This is a genomic window from Rhodococcus sp. WS3 (assembly GCF_003797085.1).
GTDB lineage: Bacteria > Actinomycetota > Actinomycetes > Mycobacteriales > Mycobacteriaceae > Rhodococcus_F > Rhodococcus_F globerula.
Genome location: NZ_RKMA01000005.1, coordinates 308,797 through 327,875, shown reverse-complemented (window position 1 = coordinate 327,875; position 19,079 = coordinate 308,797). Strand labels below are relative to the sequence as shown.

The 19,079-nt window shown below is 60.4% G+C and carries 17 protein-coding genes; 6 read left to right on the top strand and 11 right to left on the bottom strand.

Annotated features, from left to right (window positions below; all coding sequences use genetic code 11):
* Window positions 1-49 precede the first annotated feature (49 nt).
* The 10 genes from EEB13_RS31010 to EEB13_RS30965 all read right to left on the bottom strand — a co-directional run bounded on the left by EEB13_RS31010 (window position 50) and on the right by EEB13_RS30965 (window position 11,552).
* Complete coding sequence (locus tag EEB13_RS31010; protein ID WP_116104493.1) at window positions 50-400, bottom strand: putative quinol monooxygenase; 351 nt, start codon at window positions 398-400, stop codon at window positions 50-52.
* Between the two features lie 69 nt (window positions 401-469).
* Window positions 470-1,300, bottom strand: coding sequence for a mycofactocin-coupled SDR family oxidoreductase (locus tag EEB13_RS31005; protein WP_116104492.1), 831 nt, complete (start codon window positions 1,298-1,300; stop codon window positions 470-472).
* 105 nt (window positions 1,301-1,405) lie between these two features.
* The gene (locus EEB13_RS31000; protein ID WP_141487003.1) at window positions 1,406-2,260 is read right to left on the bottom strand and encodes a mycofactocin-coupled SDR family oxidoreductase; all 855 of its coding nucleotides are present in this window, start codon (window positions 2,258-2,260) and stop codon (window positions 1,406-1,408) included.
* A gap of 393 nt (window positions 2,261-2,653) precedes the next feature.
* The gene (locus tag EEB13_RS30995; RefSeq protein WP_261984697.1) at window positions 2,654-3,448 is read right to left on the bottom strand and encodes an SDR family NAD(P)-dependent oxidoreductase; all 795 of its coding nucleotides are present in this window, start codon (window positions 3,446-3,448) and stop codon (window positions 2,654-2,656) included.
* 63 nt (window positions 3,449-3,511) lie between these two features.
* Complete coding sequence (locus EEB13_RS30990) at window positions 3,512-4,945, bottom strand: phenylacetate--CoA ligase family protein (RefSeq protein ID WP_116104490.1); 1,434 nt, start codon at window positions 4,943-4,945, stop codon at window positions 3,512-3,514.
* Between the two features lie 57 nt (window positions 4,946-5,002).
* On the bottom strand, window positions 5,003-5,929 hold the full coding sequence (locus tag EEB13_RS30985) for an MBL fold metallo-hydrolase (protein ID WP_141487002.1): 927 nt from the start codon (window positions 5,927-5,929) through the stop codon (window positions 5,003-5,005).
* A 34-nt stretch (window positions 5,930-5,963) separates the two neighbouring features.
* Window positions 5,964-7,958, bottom strand: a complete 1,995-nt coding sequence (locus EEB13_RS30980) for an FAD-dependent oxidoreductase (RefSeq protein WP_187328657.1) — start codon at window positions 7,956-7,958, stop codon at window positions 5,964-5,966.
* A 239-nt stretch (window positions 7,959-8,197) separates the two neighbouring features.
* Complete coding sequence (locus EEB13_RS30975; RefSeq protein WP_181933108.1) at window positions 8,198-8,707, bottom strand: MaoC family dehydratase; 510 nt, start codon at window positions 8,705-8,707, stop codon at window positions 8,198-8,200.
* On the bottom strand, window positions 8,704-10,716 hold the full coding sequence (locus EEB13_RS30970) for an FAD-dependent oxidoreductase (protein ID WP_141487000.1): 2,013 nt from the start codon (window positions 10,714-10,716) through the stop codon (window positions 8,704-8,706). Before EEB13_RS30970 ends, EEB13_RS30975 begins: the two co-directional genes overlap by 4 nt.
* Window positions 10,713-11,552: an NAD(P)-binding domain-containing protein gene (locus tag EEB13_RS30965; protein WP_116104486.1), complete on the bottom strand. Its 840-nt coding sequence runs from the start codon at window positions 11,550-11,552 to the stop codon at window positions 10,713-10,715. The genes EEB13_RS30970 and EEB13_RS30965 overlap by 4 nt, the downstream gene beginning before the upstream one ends.
* A gap of 405 nt (window positions 11,553-11,957) precedes the next feature.
* On the opposite strand from EEB13_RS30965, the gene EEB13_RS30960 reads away from it, so the two are divergent.
* The 6 genes from EEB13_RS30960 to EEB13_RS30935 all read left to right on the top strand — a co-directional run bounded on the left by EEB13_RS30960 (window position 11,958) and on the right by EEB13_RS30935 (window position 18,017).
* Window positions 11,958-12,362, top strand: a complete 405-nt coding sequence (locus tag EEB13_RS30960; protein ID WP_181933107.1) for a VOC family protein — start codon at window positions 11,958-11,960, stop codon at window positions 12,360-12,362.
* Window positions 12,363-12,431: 69 nt separating this feature from the next.
* Complete coding sequence (locus tag EEB13_RS30955; RefSeq protein ID WP_116104484.1) at window positions 12,432-13,187, top strand: TetR/AcrR family transcriptional regulator; 756 nt, start codon at window positions 12,432-12,434, stop codon at window positions 13,185-13,187.
* 273 nt (window positions 13,188-13,460) lie between these two features.
* Entirely contained in the window at window positions 13,461-14,681 is a 1,221-nt protein-coding gene (locus EEB13_RS30950) for an acetyl-CoA C-acetyltransferase (protein WP_116104507.1), read from the top strand.
* 35 nt (window positions 14,682-14,716) lie between these two features.
* The gene (locus EEB13_RS30945) at window positions 14,717-15,448 is read left to right on the top strand and encodes an SDR family oxidoreductase (protein ID WP_116104483.1); all 732 of its coding nucleotides are present in this window, start codon (window positions 14,717-14,719) and stop codon (window positions 15,446-15,448) included.
* A complete protein-coding gene (locus tag EEB13_RS30940) occupies window positions 15,445-17,241 on the top strand; it encodes an acyl-CoA dehydrogenase (protein WP_116104482.1) in 1,797 nt (598 codons plus the stop codon). Before EEB13_RS30945 ends, EEB13_RS30940 begins: the two co-directional genes overlap by 4 nt.
* Before the next feature lie 20 nt (window positions 17,242-17,261).
* Window positions 17,262-18,017, top strand: a complete 756-nt coding sequence (locus EEB13_RS30935) for an SDR family NAD(P)-dependent oxidoreductase (protein ID WP_141486998.1) — start codon at window positions 17,262-17,264, stop codon at window positions 18,015-18,017.
* 25 nt (window positions 18,018-18,042) lie between these two features.
* On the opposite strand, the gene EEB13_RS32285 is transcribed toward EEB13_RS30935, so the two are convergent.
* A complete protein-coding gene (locus tag EEB13_RS32285) occupies window positions 18,043-18,435 on the bottom strand; it encodes a hypothetical protein (protein ID WP_261984696.1) in 393 nt (130 codons plus the stop codon).
* Window positions 18,436-19,079 lie beyond the last annotated feature (644 nt).

Below are 19,079 nucleotides of genomic sequence, written 5' to 3'. Positions count from 1 at the left end.
TGTCGAACTTTGCTGAGCCGCCGTGTCGATGGCGCCGGTGACCGCAGTATCAGTCGAGACCGGGCGCGTCCGAACGGATGAGTTCGAGAGCGGTGATCTCGAGGTCCGATTCCAGCAACGAGTCGCTGTCAGCGAAGAATGCCGTCATGTAAGGCGCGTTCAGGTGCTCTTGTATGGCAGCACCGTTCTCGTAGAGTTCGTAGAACGCGATGGCGTCGGGCCTAGAGAAGTCGCGATGGATTTCGTAGACGAGGATTCCGGGCTCGGCGCGACTCGGGTCCCCGAGAGCGAGCATTCGGTCCAACAGAACGTCGCGCAGACCTTCTTTGGGGAGTGCGTAACCGTAGAACGCAACTGGTTTTTCGCTGGACAGCAGTTCGGCGGGGACGATATCTGACACTGTGTACCTTTCCGTTTCCGCCTGCACCGAGTAGACGATGCGGGGGAGGGGTCGAGCGGACGGAGACGACTAGAGAAGCGGGTAGCCGGCAGTGATCTCGAGCTGGGTTCCGGTGACGTATCTGCCACTCTCGCCTACGAGATACAGAACTGCCCGTGAGATGTCGGCGGGGTCCACCCAGGGAGTATCCAGCGCTGCAAGGGTTTTGAACACTGGTTCGACGCTGTCACGATTCGGGTGTTCCACGTCGGGCGCGAAAAGGTCGTAGATCATCGAGTTCTGGATCATCGGGGTGTCGCAGTTGGTCGGATGGACAACATTGACTCGAATTTGATGGCGTGCAAGTTCTTTCGCCAAGGCTTTGGCCACACCAACAACTCCGTGCTTGGAGGCAATGTAATGCACCATCGATTCGACAGGAGTCAAGGTGCTGGCTGAGCCGACGAAGACCATCGACCCACCGCGCTCTCCCCCGACGATGTGCTTCATTGCAGCCTGGGCGGCGAAGAACGCGCCGGACAGATTCGTTCCGATGACAGTGTTCCACTGCTCAGGGGCGATCGACGCTGCCGGAGTGATCTCACATACCCCTGCGTTGAGTACTGCGATGTCCAGACGCCCCAGGTCCACTACCGCCTTGTCGAGACTGTCCGCGAGCGCCTCAGGATCACGGACATCGCATTCGATGCGATAGGCCCGCCGGTCGTACTTCTCCACTAGAGCAACAGTCTCGTCGAGGTCCGCGGCTGTGGCGGTCGGGTACGGCACCGTCTCGATTTGCCTGCAGATGTCAAGAACGATGACGTCTGCACCTGCTTCTGCAAGGAAAGCCGCATGCGAGCGGCCCTGCCCGCGAGCAGCGCCGGTGACGAGGGCGACCTTGCCTGTCAAATCTTGCATTTCGATCTCCTGTTCTGCCGGCCAGCCGGCCGGAATTGTGTTCGAGGCATGTAAAAGCAACCGGCTAGTTCGAAATTCATTGCCCTACATCAGGTTCGGCTATAGTCAGGCAATGTTGTTGGCCGTGAGCCCTGCCGAAACATGCAGCACCTCGCCCGTGATCATGCGAGCTTCCTGGGAAAGAAGGAAAAGGTAGGCATTGGAGACGTCCTGCCAGTCCACCCCCGGCACATCCAGGGCGTGCATTGTTTTCATTCGTTCGGCCATCTGCTCGCGAGTCGGGTTGGCGATATCCGGGCAGAAGAGTTTGTAGGCATTTTCGTTGTTGTTCATCGAGGGGAGGTCACCGGAGTTGACGTTGGTGGGGGCAACACAATTGGCGCGAATGCCGTATTCCCCGTATTCGACGGCGAGCGTCTTCATCAATCCGATCACAGCCCATTTCGAGGCGCCGTAGTCCGAGATGTTGGGGTACGCAGCGCGCCCCGCAGTGGATGAAGTGATGACGATGTTTCCCGCGCGTCTGGCGACCATGTGCGGCAGTACAGCACGGCACACGTTGTAGACGCCTGTCAGATTGGTATCGATGACGGTGCGCCATTGCTGGGGCGAGATGTCGGCCAACTTCCCGAACTGCAAGATGATGCCCGCGCTGCTGAGCAAATGATCGATCCGTCCGAACTCGTCAACGGTCCGCTGCGCTGCGGTCACCATGGCTTCGTCGTCTCGGACATCAGCGACGATGCCAATACATCGTCGGCCTAAGTCGGACACCAGCTTTCGAGTCTCGTCCAACTCTTTTTGTGAACCGCCGGGGTAGTTCTGGCCAGCGACGTCGGAGACGCAATTGTCCAAGAGTGCGATATCGGCGCCCTCACGTGCAAGTGTCAGGGCGTGCGATCGCCCAGAACCTTTGGCTCCGCCTGTGATGAGTGCAACCGTTCCATCCAGTTTGCCCATTGATGTATCCGCCCGTTTCTCAGAAATTGCGATGAGGTGCGTATGCAAGAGGTGCGTCGCTGAACAATGTGCTGCTTGGCATTGCCGGACACAGCGAGATACCGCGACTTCGAAGGTGATTCGGGGGTCCACCCCAACGCGGATGGACTTACAAGTCGATTAATCGACTTTCCGGTTAGTAACTTAGCCTCCACGCATCGCTGTGTCAACGGTCACAAAAAAGGGGATCGCGACCCATGGGATGCGCCGCGCAGCCGTCAACGCTGAAATGCCGGATCAACCCGGTGTCGGCGAAACTTGTTCGCGGACACCGGGTTGATCCGGCGTGGTCGAGATCGGCCGAAGACGCCCCAGTTAGGCCACAGGCGATCACTGTGATGGGTGTGACGTGCTTCAGGTAGCGGACATCCCTCCGTCGACCAGAATTGTCTGGCCGGTGACATACCCCGCTGCCTGCGATGCCAGCCATACCGTGGTCGCAGCCAGTTCCTCGGCTCTGCCAGCCCGCCCCAGCAAGAACCGCGGTTCGAGAGTGTCGGTTACGTAGTCCGGGGGGTACGACTCGGTCATTTCGGTTTCGAAGAACCCGGGTGCGAGCGAATTGACTCTGATTCCCGGGTCTCGACCCCACTGTGCGGCAAGGTCGCGAGTAAGTCCTACCAACCCGGCTTTGCTAGCGGAGTACGCCGCCTGAGGTAGTGCGGCAGTGGTGTATGCGAGAACGCTCGAGATGTTGATGATCGAACCGCCCGGTGTCATGACGGCGGCACATGCCTGCGCCATCCAGAAGCTACCGGCCAGGTTGACGTCGACAACGGATCGAAATGCTTCCGGGGTCTCGCGGCTCGCCGGGACTGCGCTGGCCAGACCTGCATTGTTGATCAAAATGTCGACTCGGCCGAACTTGTCCATGGCTGCATCGACCAGCCCGGCGCACTGGGCCGGGTCGCCGATATCGACCTCGTGTGCGAGCGCTTCGCGTCCGTAGCCACGGATCAACTCTGCGGTCCCCTTCAAGCGATCGATTCGTCGTGCGGCTACGACCACATTCGCGCCAGCGCCGGCCAAGGCTGCAGACAGCGATACTCCCAATCCTGCTGAGGCACCGGTGACAATAGCTACCTTGCCGTCGAGGCGGAACATCTTTGCGATGGCGTCGAAATCAGCAGTTGCGGCTTGCTCGCGCATTCCTCTCCTTCCCAATCACGCGCCCCGACGAACGGGGCTGTCTGATTGACGTACAAGTCGCGATCAGACGGTCGCGTTGTCCTCTCCGCGTCGGTCGAGTAGACGCTTGACCTTGCCCTCTCCTCCCAATCCTGTTCTGTCGGCGAGAGATCCTGCGGGAACGATCGACACGTCGACCGAGACGCCGAAGGTCGACTTGAGTCGTCTTTTCATATCCTCTTGCAGGGGCGACGCGTCTTCTTCGTGTGCCTGTTCGATCAGTACGGTCATGCGTTCGCGTGAGCCGAGTCCTTCTCCGATGTTCTCGACCACGCACAGGTACTCGCCTGTCGAGCGTGAATCGCCCTGGACGACGTCTTGGGCCGATCGCGGGTACACACTCGTCGCGCGTAGTTTGACCATTTCGTCGAGTCTGCCCAGGAATCCGGACAGTTTCGTCGTCCGTGCTCCGCACTCGCACAATGTGCGTTCAGTTGCTCGCATGCGGTCCTTCAGGTCGTACCGAATGATCGGTGGGACCGAGCGGTGCAAGCTCGTGACCACGATATCGCCATCGCGCCCAGCACCGAGGATGCGTCCACTGTCGCTGTCTGCAATTTCGACGAGTGCAGTGTCGTCGTTGACGTGCAGACCGTTCTTTGCGACGCATTCGTACCCAATCAGCCCGACTTCGTGGGTGCCGTAGTTGTCGTAGACCGGCACGCCCCAGGCGTCTTCGAGCAGCTTCCGCAGGTGACCTTCGGTGTCTACTCCGAGATAGGTGTGAATAAAGCGGGTGGACAGATCCTTTTTCAAATCGATGCCGGATCTGATCGCCTCTTGGGCAAGGATCTTGAGGTACTCACCGAATGCAACCCAACCGCGTGTACCCCACTCCTGCGCGAGTTCGAGCTGACGCTTAGAGCTGGTGACGGCGCCCGACCCTGTTGTCAGCGGGATCATTCCACACCAGTTCATGGCCGCGGTTGACGAACACCATGCTGTGTTGGCCAGACTGTTGGTAAGGGTGATCTGGAGAATGTCGCCGACTTCGGCGCCCTGGGCGACGAATGCTCGCGCGAATTGGATCGCTTGCACCTCCCACGCGACCGGGTCGAACAGAGTCGGCCGCGGCAAACCGGACGTGCCACCGCTCGACTGAATCTTCAGGGGCGTCCGCATCGCTTCGAGTGCGAAGTTCTGATGATCGCCGAAAGGCGGATGTGCTTCGATCGACTGCTTGATGTCCTCGCTGGTGAATGTCGGAATTTTCTCCAGATCGTCGATCCCTCGAATGTCTCCCGGTTCGAGACCGGCCGCGGACCATCGATCGCGGTAGAAGGGGACCTTCCATGCGTCGGTGATCCGATCGAGGAATCGTGAGTTCTGGATCTGTCGCATGTCGGCGTCGGAGCGGGCCGCCATGACGGAGTCGAACAGCGGCGGTGGAGGGAAATCCTCGGTGAGTTGATGCCAGTCGATGCTCGACCAGTAGTAGGGAATCTCGTTCTTCGACATGGTGCTCCTGTGACGATCGGTGTACTTCGGTAGTGCAGCTGCGAGGATCGATGTAACTCAGACGGCCGCGAATTCGTACGCATCGCCGTCGCGGACGATGCGACCGACGCTGTGGCCGGCGAAATGCGTTCCGAACACCATGACATCAGTGTCGGCTACCGATTCCATGAATTCCACGCGTCGTTCAGAAGACAGTTCGCGGTTCCAATCACCACGTGAACTCCAGGTCGGCTGGGCGGCCTGTATTGGATGATGGATGAAATCGCCTGTGATGAAGCCTGTCTGGCCGCCCGATTCGAGGGTGAGGCTCGAATGCGACTTGGTGTGCCCGGGTGTCGACGTGTACCGAACGCCGTCGCATATCGTGTGGTTCTGCGGGACCAAATCGACCAGTCCTGCGTCGACACAGGGTTGAATCGACTGCTCGAACACCAACCGTGTTTGCTTGTGGATATCGGGGTCCGCGCCGTTGTAGGTGACAGCGTGGCCGAGATCCTCCGTTACGGTGGCTCCTTCGGTGAGGCCCCGGTGATATTCGAACTCGTCCTGTACGAAGGTGTACCGGGCGTTGGGGAATGTCGGTACCCAGCGATCACCGTCGAGCACGGTGTTCCAGCCCACGTGGTCCAGGTGTAGGTGCGTGATGGCGACGTAGTCGATCTGTTTCGGTGTGTAACCGGCTTCTTCCAGCCGTTTCAGGTATGGGGTGTCGAGTCCGCCCCAGGCCGGGATGAGTGGCAGGTCTTTGTGGTTGCCACAGGCTGGGTCAACGAGAACGACGGATGATCCGGTATCGATGACGAAGGAGTGAACGCTCCACAGGGTCTGGCCGTTTTCGTTCGCGTAGTCCGGGTAGAGCCACGGGACTGCTTTGACTGCGTCGGGGGTGGCTTCTGCGATCAGTCCGTCGAGTACGCCGACTTCGACTGCGAACTCGTTGATTTGGGTGATCTTGATGTCACCGATCTGCCAACTCTGAGTCATTGTTGTTCTTTCCTTGTTCGATGTGAATTGGATGTCAGATTCCGCGGCCGGCCATTTCGCCTTCGTAGATCGCCTCGTCCACTCGGCGAGGGGCCAGGCAGTCGCCGACGGACGTGACGTCGAACTGCGCTTCGAGCACTGGGAGCAGTGTCGTGTCGGAATCTCGGAGCATGACAGTGACGAGGGAGTCCGCCGGGATCACCCGGGCGGCGCCGTCCCAAATCCGGTTGATAACAACGCCGTTCGAATTCACCTCGCCCACAATGTGTTGCGGTGTCAACGTCACGCCGAGTGCGTACAACCTCGGGTAGAGATGCCCGACGTCGAGGTTGAAGAGCGTGTTGTCACCGAGGAACAGTTTCGAGGACACGACCTCCACCTTCTTGCCTTTGGTTGCGAGGAGTTCTGCCAACCCGAGGGCGAGGTACTCACCTGTGTCATCGACGATGACCACGCTGTTTCCGCACGCCGCGGGGTTTTCGATGGCCTCGATCGGGTCCAGGACTCGGATACCATCCCAACCCGGGATGGAGGGCCGTGCGGCGACGCTCGCGGAGAAGCCGTCCGTGCGCCAGGTTGAACCGGTGGCGAGGATGACATGATCGGCCCCGACCGCGCGCACACTGTCGACGTCTGCAGTGGTATTCAGTCGGACGTCGACCTTGTACTTGTCGAGCATTCGTTCCATGTCCTCGATCATGACCGACCAACGGCCTCGGGTGGTCAATTTGGCGGCGTAGCGGATCTGTCCTCCGAGCCTGTCGCCGCGTTCCATCAATACGACCTCGTGCCCGCGTGATGCGGCCGATTCCGCCGCCCGCATTCCGGCAGGTCCGCCTCCGATCACCAGCACCTTCCGTGGAGTCGATGCTGGCCTGAAAGACGCACTGCCCAGGGTTTTCTCGCGGCCTGCGGCGGGATTCTGGGTACACGTGAGCTCCCATCCCTTGGACATGCGACCGATGCAACCTTGGTTGGCTCTGACGCAGTGCCGGATTTCGTCCTCGCGACCGTTCTGGGCCTTCTCGATCAGGAAGGGGTCCGCGATGTGCGCTCTGGTCATCGCAACAAGATCGGCGTCCCCGGAGGTGACGATCTGTTCGGCAACGGACAACTCGGTGATTCCGTTGGCCGTCACGACAGGTAGATTGCCAACGACTTTCTTTGCACGCGAGGCCAACTCGACCAACGGCGCGCCGGGGATGCTCATCGGAGAGACGACGCGATCGAAGGTCGATGCGTTTCCGGCACTGATGCTGAAGTAGTCGAACAGGCCCGAGTCGGCAAGGTTCTTGGCGATCTTCTCGCCCTCCGCTTCGTCGATTCCACCCGGGGTGTATTCGATGAGGGAGAGCCTGACTCCCACTGCGAAGTCGGGTCCGCCCTCCCGACGTACCGCTTCGGCGCACTCGCGAACGATGCGGCAGCGATTTTCGGTACTGCCGCCGTATTCGTCGGTTCGACGATTGGTCAGGGGCGACAGGAAACTGCACAGTAGGTATCCGTGGGCTGCGTGCACCTCGGCGCCGTCGATCCCGGCGACACGTGCGTTGCGTGCACTGCGGCCGAAGCCGGCGATCAGCTCGTCGATGTCCTTGCGCGTCATTGCGCGGCCGATTTCACCGTAGGTGGTCGAAGGCAAACCGGAGGGACTCCAAAGCGCTCGCCAGTTGTCGAGAAACATCCCGTTGTAGTCTTCGACGCCGAAGTGGGAGAGGTCGACGAAGATCTTGGCCCCATGGCGGTGGACGGCTTCTGCCAGGCGTTCGTACACCGGGATGACATCGGTCTTCCACCCTTGATGGGTCCGATATCCCAGGCCACGGCTCGTGGCGTGGACAGCCTGTGCCTCGGTGAGAATCAGGCCGGCACCTCCCTTGGCCCGCTCCTCGTAGTAATCGATGCTCTGCTGGGTCATCAGGTTGTCTTTGTCGCCGTACATCAGCGCGTGCGCTGTGACCACGATGCGGTTCTTGACACTGACCGGGCCCAGTTCGATGGGCTGCCACAGCGCCGAATGCTTGGTCATGACTTGTCCCTTGTCTCGTTGTGGCCGACTCGGAGCCCGGGACTGACCGGAGAGTCGAAAAGCCAACTTTCTGTTCGATTTGATCATGGCGCAGGTCACACAAGCTTGTCAATATTCTCTGCATCGCCGTGTGCGGAACTGCCGTGTGGAATCCTCGTCAGACGCTTCACCGAGCGGTGAAGCTTCGCTGTGGGAGCAGGCGAAGCCACCGTCGGGTGACAACAGGAATTGACTAAGGTTCAGAACATGATCCGGCCCACGGTCTCCGCGACCAGGGCAGGCTTGTCTTCGCCGGCTATCTCGAGGGTGCTCGTCGTAACGAGCTGGAGAGCACCTCTCGGCGCGTCGTCGACCGAGTTCACCGTCGTCCGCAACCGCACATGCGCATCGACTCGTACAGGGTTGATGAACCGCACTTTGTTCAACCCGTAATTGACTGCAAGCGAGGTGTTTTCGATAGTGTAAATCTGCCAGTTGAGCATGGACACTAGCGACAGGCTGAGAAATCCGTGTGCGATGGGGGATCCGAACGGGCTCTCTCTCGTCGCGCGGGCTACGTCGACATGGATCCATTGGCGGTCCCCGGTTGCGTCCGCGAAGGCGTCTATGCGGTCCTGCGTGATATGCAACCATTCGCCGGGGCCCAATTCGTCTCCGACGGCTGATTTCAGCTGACTGGGGGTGGAGAAGACGCGGATGCTCTGCGAAGCCCCTCCTTGCGGCCCACTATTGCGGCTCGGGCGCGTCATGAGGTAGCGAGCTTCAAGGTGGTGCCCACCGCAGACAGGCGGTCGGCTGCATGAAGGCCGTCCCAGATGGCGTTGTCGAGGCGCCTGGGTGCCAGGCAATCACCCACCCGGATGACGCGCTGATCCTGGCCCAACTGCCGGTAGACGGTGTCCTCCACGGCGCTACCTGTCGCCAGGACCACGGTGTCGAACCGGCCCAATTCGACAGGGACACCGGAGAATACGTCGTAGGCGTCCACCGCATCACCTCGCACGGCGTCGATCCACGTATGAGCACGCAGCTCGACTCCCGCTTTACGCAGTCGCTTGTACAGGAACTCCTGGCCTGCCCCACTCCACACACCTACCGAGGTCGATCTCGCCACGATGGTCACCTCGCGGCCGTTTTCCGCGAGGTACTCCGCAGCGGTCGTCGCCTGACCCTGTGAATCATCCTCGGCGACGAGAACTCTGGTGCCGATGGACGTCGTCGGCTCGAAAACGTCCCAGGGCGTCACGACGTGGGGCTGGTCGTGCCCGGAAACAGCAAGAACACCCGGCCTATGACTGGAAAATCCGGACCTCCACGGCCGCGATCCTGTTGCGAGTACGACATGATCGAACCCCGCCAAGTCGCCGGCAGCCGCGGTGACGCCCACGCGCACGTCGACCCCTAGCGTGTCCAGCCTGCGCCGAAGATGGGCGATCAGCATTCCGAATTCCGATCGGCTGGTGACACGCGAGGCCAGTTCGATCTGCCCGCCCAACTGTTCGCGAGATTCGAACAGAACGACCTCGGCTCCTCGCTCGGCACAGGCGACAGCTGCTTGCATCCCGGCGGGACCACCACCGACGACCACCACTGATTGTCGACCGGCCGGCCCGGCGGCCGTTTGCCATTCGAACCCGACCCGCGGATTGACCGTGCATTCCATCTGACCGCCGGCGGCGGTCTTACCGACGCACCCCTGATTGCAGCTGATACACGGTCTGACCTGACTGAGCAGGCCAGAGATCACTTTTTCCGGCATGGTCGGGTCTGCGATCAAAGCTCTGTTCATTCCCACCAGATCGGTAGCACCCTGGGCGAGAATGGACTCGGCCACCAGCGGATCCTTGATTCTGGTTGCGACCATGACCGGAATCGACACCGCGTCTTTGATCGCCCGGGCGGCGTCGACGAAGAGCGCGGTGTCGTGGCCCATATCGGCGATCCACAGTGGATAGTTTTCGTTGCTGGCGCCGCTGACGTTCAGATAGTCGACCCCACCGGTCTGCTCGAGCAACCTTGCCGTGAGAACCGCATCGTCAGGGGTGTTGCCGCCGTCGATCATGTCGTCACCGTTGATTCGCACACCGACCAAGAAGTGCGGTGCCACCACGGACCTGATGCGTCGGACGATCTCGCACACCACACGAACGCGATTGTCGGGTGAGCCTCCCCAATCGTCTCGGCGGTGGTTCATCTGCGGCGAAACAAACTGGGCAAGACCGTATCCCTGCGCTGCCAGTAGCTCAACTCCGTCCCAACCTGCTTGTTCCATGAGGGCCGCAGAGCGAGCGAAGCTGGAGATCATGTCCTCGATCTCCCACTCCTCGATTTCCTTGGGAATCTCCCGGACCACGGGATCGGGCAGCGGCGACGCCGATAGCAGTGGAAGACGGCTCAGCCGCGAAGAGCCTTGCCTGCCCCCGTCCCAGAGCTGTGCCAGTAGCAGAGTGCCGTGGGCTTGGACTGTCTGCGCGAGTGCGCGATGGCCCTCGACCGCATCAGGTGAAAAGGCATAGTTCTGACCCCCACCCGTTTTCGAGCGGTCCCACGCGGCCATGTTCCCGACGATGATCATTCCGACCCCACCGGCTGCTCGCTCGGCGTAGTACGCGAGCTGCTGTTCTGTGACCAGCCCATTGGAGGCGAAGTAGGTGCCGTGTGGGGGTGAGACGATGCGGTTCTTCACTTTCCGGGACCCGATGTGTACCGAACTCGTCAGGTGCGGGAAGGCAATCCCGTCTTTCCATTCTTCGATCATGACCGTGTTCTTCCTGTATGGGCAGTGGTGAGCAATCCCTGGGCGGCACCAACGATGGAGACGATGTCGTTCATGGACGCGAGATCTAGCGGGGAGGACGACAACTCGTCGCCGAGCAGCCGTGCGTCTTTACGCAGCAGCTCGATCTGGTTGTCCGACAATGCAATCAAAGCGTCACCGGCCACACTCGACCCAGAAGAAGACCGGATGACGTTGCTCGCGAGGAAGGCGTCGACGCCGTGCTCGTGTGCGGTGGCCACCGCTGCCGCCGCATTGAGCAGATTCCGGGCGGCCAGTGTGTTGTTGACCAATTTCAACAACGACGGTTGCCCGTAGTCGTCGAACTGGAACAGCGTCGAGAAGATGTCTTGTAGCAAGGTCTTCTCGAACGCGGTGGGGTGCGGTCCCGTCATCAGGCCCGTAAGTTCACCCTCCCGCGCTTTGATCTCACCACCGGAAACGGGAAGCTCGAATACACGTCGTCCGCGGTGCGCCTCCGCAGTGCGGCGGGCATCCGACGGTGTCATCGTGGTGACCACGAGTGCGCTCGCCCCGCCGTCCATCGCCCTCCGGACTCCATGGTCGGCGAGCACCGCGTCGACCTGCGGCGCCGTCCTGACTGCGATGAACACGCACCGGACGTCGTTCCACTCGACACTGTCCAACGAGGACACTGCCGGGCACCCAGTGCGCTGCTGCCACTCGTTCGCTCGGTCCCTGTCGAGATCGACGCCGTTGACGTGTCGACCACGCTCGGACATTCGATGCGCGATTCCGCCACCGATACCCCCAAGCCCCACCACTACGACGCGTAAAGCGTCCACATCCTTCTGCATTGCTTATCGCCCTCCTTCGAAATACAACGGTTTGTCCGTTGTCGATGCGCGACCCGGTGCGGGAGCCAGTGGAGTGCAGCGTCGCTGCGGACATGCGCTCGCGACGCCGACATCACAAGCAATCAGGAACCGTATTCGGGCGCCCAAGCCACAGCTTACAGCCAGATCGACCCTATGGTCGAAAAACCAACCATCGAGTTATCATTCCACCTCGGAAGCGTATTCGATGCCCAATTCGACCCTGTCCTTGAAATATCAACCCTCTAGTCGATACTGTTTGCATGCCGCCTGTCGCATTTCCAATCACACCCGACACACGGACAGCGAGCCCCAGTCGCAGCCTCAGGCAGCAAGTAGATGGTCTGCGCGAAAAGCACATTCACAACATCAACATCAGGAGAAGCCATGAGCCTTGCCATCAACGGAATCAATATCGCAGTGCATGATCTACCGTCCGCGACCGAGCGCTATGAACGCGTGTTCGGTGTCATCGGCGAGCACGTCGGTCCGGACGGCTTCGCGTTTCCGGGGCTCGAGGGCACGAAAATCGTTGTCGGGGGCTTTGTCATCAGTTTGATTGCCTCGACGCAGGACGGTACGTCGGTAGCGCGCTTCCTCGAGCGCCACGGAGAAGGAGTGTTTTTGTTCTCAGTAAAGGTCGACGACATCGACGTCGCAGTAGACGAGCTGAAGCAGCAAGGCCTGTCACCGCTGCTCGACGATGCCGTGCGAGGAGATTTCGGCGCGGTGACCTTCTACCATCCGCGCACATTGAACGGTGTGCAGCTCGAACTCATCCAACATGCATGAGCGACGAAAGATGCTTCGCCCTACCCGCTGCTGTCGGTTCGGCAGCCGCGGTGTCTATCCTCGGAAACTATGACAACGGCTTCTGATCGTGTGGGCGCGGCTGCGGCGAAGAGTGCCGGCGGGTCGGTGCGGAATTCGGTGATGCGTGATCGCATCACCGCCGGCGCGGCACGGCTCTTCCAGGCTCGTGGCGTCAATGGGGTCACCATGCAGGAAGTCGCTGCCGAGGTCGGGTTGTCGAAAGCTTCGATTTACCACTACTACGACAATCGGGACGACCTTCTTCGACATGTGTTCGGCGATTGGGCCCGCGGCGAGGTCGAGAAGGCTCGGGTGATCGCGTCGTCGAACGAGGATCCAGCAACAAAACTCACCTCGTTCATTCGATTCCACCTGAACTCCCTCGTCGATCACCTCGACCTGTACTCGTTGACCTTTCGCGAGGAAAGCGAACTGCCCGCCGACGTACGCGATGAATTCCGCTCGGCTAAGCGTGAGCATGACGTGCTGGTCCGCCAAATCATCCGAGAAGGTGTCGAAGCCCGGGTGTTCGAACCCACCGACGAAACGTTGACGGCATTCGCAATCGACGGCATGTGCAATTGGATCTGGAAATGGTACCGGCCGGGAGCCGGCGGCAAGAGTGCCGATGAGATTGCTGAAACTTTCGCACACTTGATCCTCCGGGGTGTCATGTCCGATGCGGCGACGATGGCGGCCGGCTGGTCCCCTGACGTCCACGGCGACGATGGCGCACTGGCCTACCACGCTCGCGAAATCCGCCACCACACAAGTCAACTCGAACTCCTCCTGAAGCAGCGGTAAACCGCTGCGTTCGGACCGCTACGCAGCGGTTCCGATACACACTCACCGAGACGCGCACCTACGTCACCGTTGCTTCGCGCAACGCGCAGTTGTATGTGCGTGTTCTCGTCGTGCCCTAAAACTCCTCCAGCTGTCGACATTTGCCAGTCATGCAGCCTGCCTTTCTTACGTTCGGCGCACTTGACCGCCGCGACGCTTGCAGCCATACTGCGATAACAGACTCACCGATCGAATATTCGACCCACGGGTCGAACTTCACGAATGGACTCCACCATGCCCGAAGCAGTCATCGTTTCGACCGCCCGCTCCCCCATCGGTCGCGCGGTCAAAGGTTCGTTGAAGGACCTGCGTCCCGACGACCTAGCCGCACAGATGGTGCTCGCCGCTCTCGGCAAGGTGCCCGAGATCGATCCTCGAACGATCAACGACCTGATGCTGGGCACCGCACAGCCTGCAGGTGAAAGTGGTTACAACCTCGGACGCGCAGTAGGCGTTCTTGCCGGCATGGATCACCTCCCCGGCGTGACCGTCAACCGCTACTGCTCCTCGAGCCTGCAGACCACTCGAATGGCACTCCACGCGATCAAAGCTGGTGAAGGCCACATCTTCATCTCCGCCGGCGTCGAAACCGTCAGCCGATTCGGCAAAGGGATGGCCGACGAAAACCCCGACACCCACAATGGCGTGTTCGCCGACGCCGAGTCTCTCACTCTCAAGCGAGCCGACGGCAGCGGCGACGCGTGGGCCGATCCACGAGACCTCGGTGCGCTTCCAGACCTATACATCACCATGGGGCAGACAGCGGAGAACGTCGCAGAAAACAGCGGGGTATCACGTCGCGAACAAGACGAATTCGGTGTCCGCAGCCACAACCGCGCTGAAGCAGCAATCGAGAATGGGTTCTTCGCTCGCGAGATCACCCCGGTCACGCTCCCGGACGGCACGGTGGTTGACACCGACGACTGCCCCCGCCCCGGAACGACTTACGAAAAAGTCAGCACTCTGAAACCTGCATTCCGCCCGGACGGCACAGTCACCGCAGCCAACGCATGCCCGCTCAACGACGGCGCGGCGGCCCTGATCGTCATGTCGGATGTAAAAGCCAAAGAACTGGGACTCACACCCCTGGCACGCATCGTCTCGACCGGCGTGTCGGGTCTCTCCCCCGAAATCATGGGCTTGGGGCCAGTCGAGGCGACCCGGCGAGCTCTCGAAATTGCCGGCATGAACATCAACGACATCGACCTGGTAGAAATCAACGAAGCCTTTGCTGCACAGGTCATTCCGTCCGCTCGCGAACTCGGCATCTCCCACGACCGGCTCAATATCAACGGAGGAGCGATTGCTCTCGGGCACCCCTTCGGTATGACCGGCGCCCGGATAGCTACAACTCTGATCAACTCACTTCAATTCCACGACAAACAATTCGGATTGGAAACTATGTGCGTCGGTGGCGGACAGGGAATGGCAATGATCCTCGAACGCCTGTCCTGACAACCACCGCGCGACGCATCGAAAGCTGAGAACCCATGAGCAACATCACCTACGATTTCACCGGGAAATCCGTCATCGTCACCGGAGCCGCCCGCGGCATCGGGCAGGCAATCGCACGCCACTTCGTCAACGCGCACGCCACGGTCTTCATGGTCGACTTCGACAAGGACGAACTCACCCGATCGGCGGCGGACGTCGGCGCGGTGGGAATACCAGCAGATGTCGGCAAAACCGAAGATGTCGAACATGTGATGTCGACAGTCGTCGCCGAGACCGGACGGGTGGACATCGTCGTCAACAATGCCGGAATCCTGCGTGACAAGGTCCTGTGGAAACTGACCGACGATGACTGGGACCAGGTACTGAAGGTCCACGCAGGCGGCACATTCCGATTCACCCGCGCCGCCGTACCACATTTCCGCAACCAGCAGTTCGGACGCATCATCAACATCACGTCCTACACCGGGCTGCGCGGTAACCGCGGACAGGCGAACTACGCCACCGCGAAGGCCGGAATCATCGGGTTCACCAAAACCGCCGCCAAGGAACTCGCCACCTTCGGCGTCACCGTCAACGCCATCTCCCCCAACGCGGCCACCCGAATGACTGCAACCATCCCCGAGGAAAAGATCGCCGAGCTCACCGGGCCAATCGCCCGGCTCGCCGACCCATCCGAAATGGCCGACGCGATCTGCTTTCTCGCCTCCGAAGAAGCCGGATACATCACCGGTGTCGTACTACCCGTCGACGGCGGTGTATCGATGTGACCGACGTTCTCTCACGCCGCGACTTGGACTTTCTGCTGTACGAATGGCTCGACGTTGTCTCCCTGACCTCACGTATACGGTTCGCCGAACACTCGAAAGACACATTCGACGCCGTCCTGGACCTCAGTGCAGACATCGCCCACAAACACTTCGCACCGCACAACAAGAAGTCCGACGCGAACGAACCGACAATGCGGCCGGACGGATCGGTCGAGATGATCAGCGACATCAAGAGCGCCCTCGACATCTACTGTGCCGCCGGCCTTTTGGCAGGGCAGTTTGACGAGAGCATTGGAGGAATGCAGCTACCCACGACCGTGTCACGGGCAGCTATGGCCTGGTTCCAGGCCGCCAATGCGTCGACCTCGTCTTATCCGTTTCTCACCATCGCGAACGCCAACCTGATCTCGACATACGGCACCGAACAGCAAATCGACGACTACGTGCGTCCGATGATCGAGGGCAGATACTTCGGAACGATGTGCTTGTCCGAGACGCAGGCCGGATCGTCGCTGGCCGACATCACCACCCGGGCGGTGAAACAGGACGACGGCCAGTATCGGATTACCGGTACCAAGATGTGGATTTCCGCCGGCGACCACGAACTGACCGAAAACATCGTCCACCTCGTCCTGGCCAAGATCCCCGGTGGCGGGTCTGGGGTGAACGGGATTTCATTGTTCATCGTTCCGAAATTCTTGACTGGCCCGGACGGAAAAGTCGGCGAGCGTAACGATGTCACCCTCACTGGCCTGAACCACAAGATGGGCTTCCGCGGAACCACCAACACGCTCCTCGCTTTCGGCGACGGCATCCATACGCCGAAGGGTAGCGCCGGGGCGATCGGCTTCCTCGTGGGGGAGGAAAACCGCGGGCTGAGCTACATGTTCCACATGATGAACGAGGCCCGCATCGGCGTCGGATTCGTGGCAACCTCTCTCGGCTACGTCGGTTATCTCAAATCAGTCGAGTATGCCAAGGCTCGCACACAGGGGCGTCGATTGGGCGCGAAGGATCCGGCGTCACCTCCGGTCGCATTGATCGAACATTCCGATGTGCGACGCATGCTGCTGGCCCAAAAATCCTACGTCGAAGGAGCCATGGCGCTCGGCCTGTATTGCTCCCACCTGGTGGACGAGCAGGACAGTGCCGTCAGCGACGCAGATGCAGCGAACGCGACGCTATTGCTCGACGTATTGACCCCGATCGCGAAAAGTTGGCCGTCGCAATGGTGCCTGGAAGCCAACAACCTGGCGATTCAGGTTCACGGCGGGTACGGCTACACCCGCGACTACGACGTCGAACAGTACTACCGGGACAACAGACTGAATCCGATCCACGAGGGCACACACGGCATCCAGGGGCTGGACCTACTCGGACGCAAAGTCACGATGCAGAACGGAGCAGGACTGAAGCTACTGGACTCGAAGATCGCGGCGACGATCGAGCGCGCGCATGCCAGTGGCAAAGATGCTGCGTTACACGCAGTCGAACTCGAACGCGTCTGGACTCGTATTGTCGACGTCACATCCCAGCTCTGGGAACCAGGTGATCCTGCACTGGCATTGGCCAACTCGACGCTCTATCTCGAAGCTTTCGGACATACCGTCGTCGCTTGGATGTGGTTGGAACAAGTCATCGCGGCCGAAAGCAAAAACGGAGATTTTTATGACGGAAAGCGTCATGCTGCCCGCTACTTCTTCACGTACGAACTCCCCAAGGTCGGACCGCAAGTGGACTTGTTGGCCAGCAGAGACCGAACCACACTCGATGTGAACCCTGCGTGGTTCTGAGTCAACGGAGCACACAACGAATGACCATCCTCGACAAGTTCCGCCTCGACGGCCGGATCGCAATCGTCACCGACGGATCGGCAACGCTGGGCGCGGCCCTCGCACGGGGGCTGGCCGAAGCGGGCGCGGATGTAGTTCTGGCCGCTCGTCACGCGGACCATTTAACGAACGCAGCCAGCCTGATCAGAGAGACCGGCCGGCGTGCAGTGACAATCGAAGTCGATATCAGAGACCCATCACAGTGTTCCGTGCTAGTCGAGGCTGCCGTCAACGAATTCGGGAAGGTGGATGTCCTCGTCAACAATGCCGAGCTGGTCGATTCGGGGCCGGCAAACGGCTTGACCGTCGAAGAATTCCGGTCTGTCATCGACTCGAACCTCCACAGTTCGTACTGGGCTGCGCAAGCCTGTGGGCGAGTCATGCGTGCGGGCAGTTCGATAGTGAACATCACCGGCGTCGCAGCACTGACAACGCTGGGCGTTCCACGAACTGCATACAGCGCGAGTGCCGCTGCGCTGACAGGACTCACACGAGACCTCGCCCAGCAATGGGGTAGTCGAAAAGGCATTCGCGTCAACACTATTGCGCAAGGATTCATCGACGCTGGCGCCGGAAACGTTGACAGCCCCTTTGAAAGCCCTTCCGCACGAATTATCCTCGGACGGAACGGTACACCCGAGGAAATCGCCAGCACGCTGGTGTGGCTCGCATCCGATGCAGGAAGCTACGTCACCGGACAGACGATAGTTGTCGACGGAGGCGTAAGCGTTACATGAACGACCCCAACAACATTCGCAGACACTAGGACGCCAGGTTGATTTTCCATTGCGAGAACCGGAAGATGATCGGAAAACCCGAACCGACAGCCTCCCACGCCGCAGCCACGGCCTCGGCAGGAAACGGGGTACGTACGTGCAGTGAGCGTGCCGCCGTAGCCGTCGGTGCGTCGATTAATGTCCACCAGAGGAATTGGTCGAACAGATAGCCGTGACCGCCGTGCACTTCAACGGCGTCGAATCTGGCGTCACGCGCGTTGCGTGCAGCCTTCACATACACGTCGGCGAGCGCACCGAACTCGTCGATACGAAGCGCCCGCCCGACTCGGTTACCTGCAACATCGATACCCGACGGGCTGATTGCCTCCTGCCCTTCCCTGCCACCGTCAAGAACGTTGCGCTGCGAGCCCTCAGCCACAGTTGAGCCGCGATAGCGCCGCCCTCTGCATACACGGCATCGGTCACCGCGCGCCAGCTCCGCAGCACCTCGGCCCCATCGATGAGCGGAACACTGTCCTGCCCAGCCGCCGGAGACGGGATGCGCACGCCCTCAGTGACGATCAGCGGGGTTCCACCCGACGGGGGACGCAAACCTAGTCATCGGGGCCATTGCGAACCGGTTCGGCGGTGTCAGCGTGCCCATGCTCACCGGCGTGACCAAGCCCTGCAGCTGTTTGTCGTCAATCACTTCCACCCTCGCCTCCTCCTCCTAGGTAGCGCGTTGACATCCTGTTTCACTCGGGCCTCTCTCCGGGTGGACGCGAGAGAAGGCGCCAACCCAGGTAAGCGCGAGATCCATCTCGATCGGCCTTATCTCTACATCAGCGACCCGCCGAACTCTGCGGTCACCCGTTTGTCTGATATTGCACACTTCCGTACAGACTTAGTGAATAGTATTCAAACTGTGAACAATTCAAATCCCATCCGTCGAGGAGGAGCATGTGCCGCAGGCGTTAGCTGCGGCACAAATCTGGAGTATTGCTCACGCTGTTAGCGCCGCGAGAGCGGGCAAAGACATCGATCCGGGATGACGGCGGGGAATCCGATTCACTCGCTGCGGCG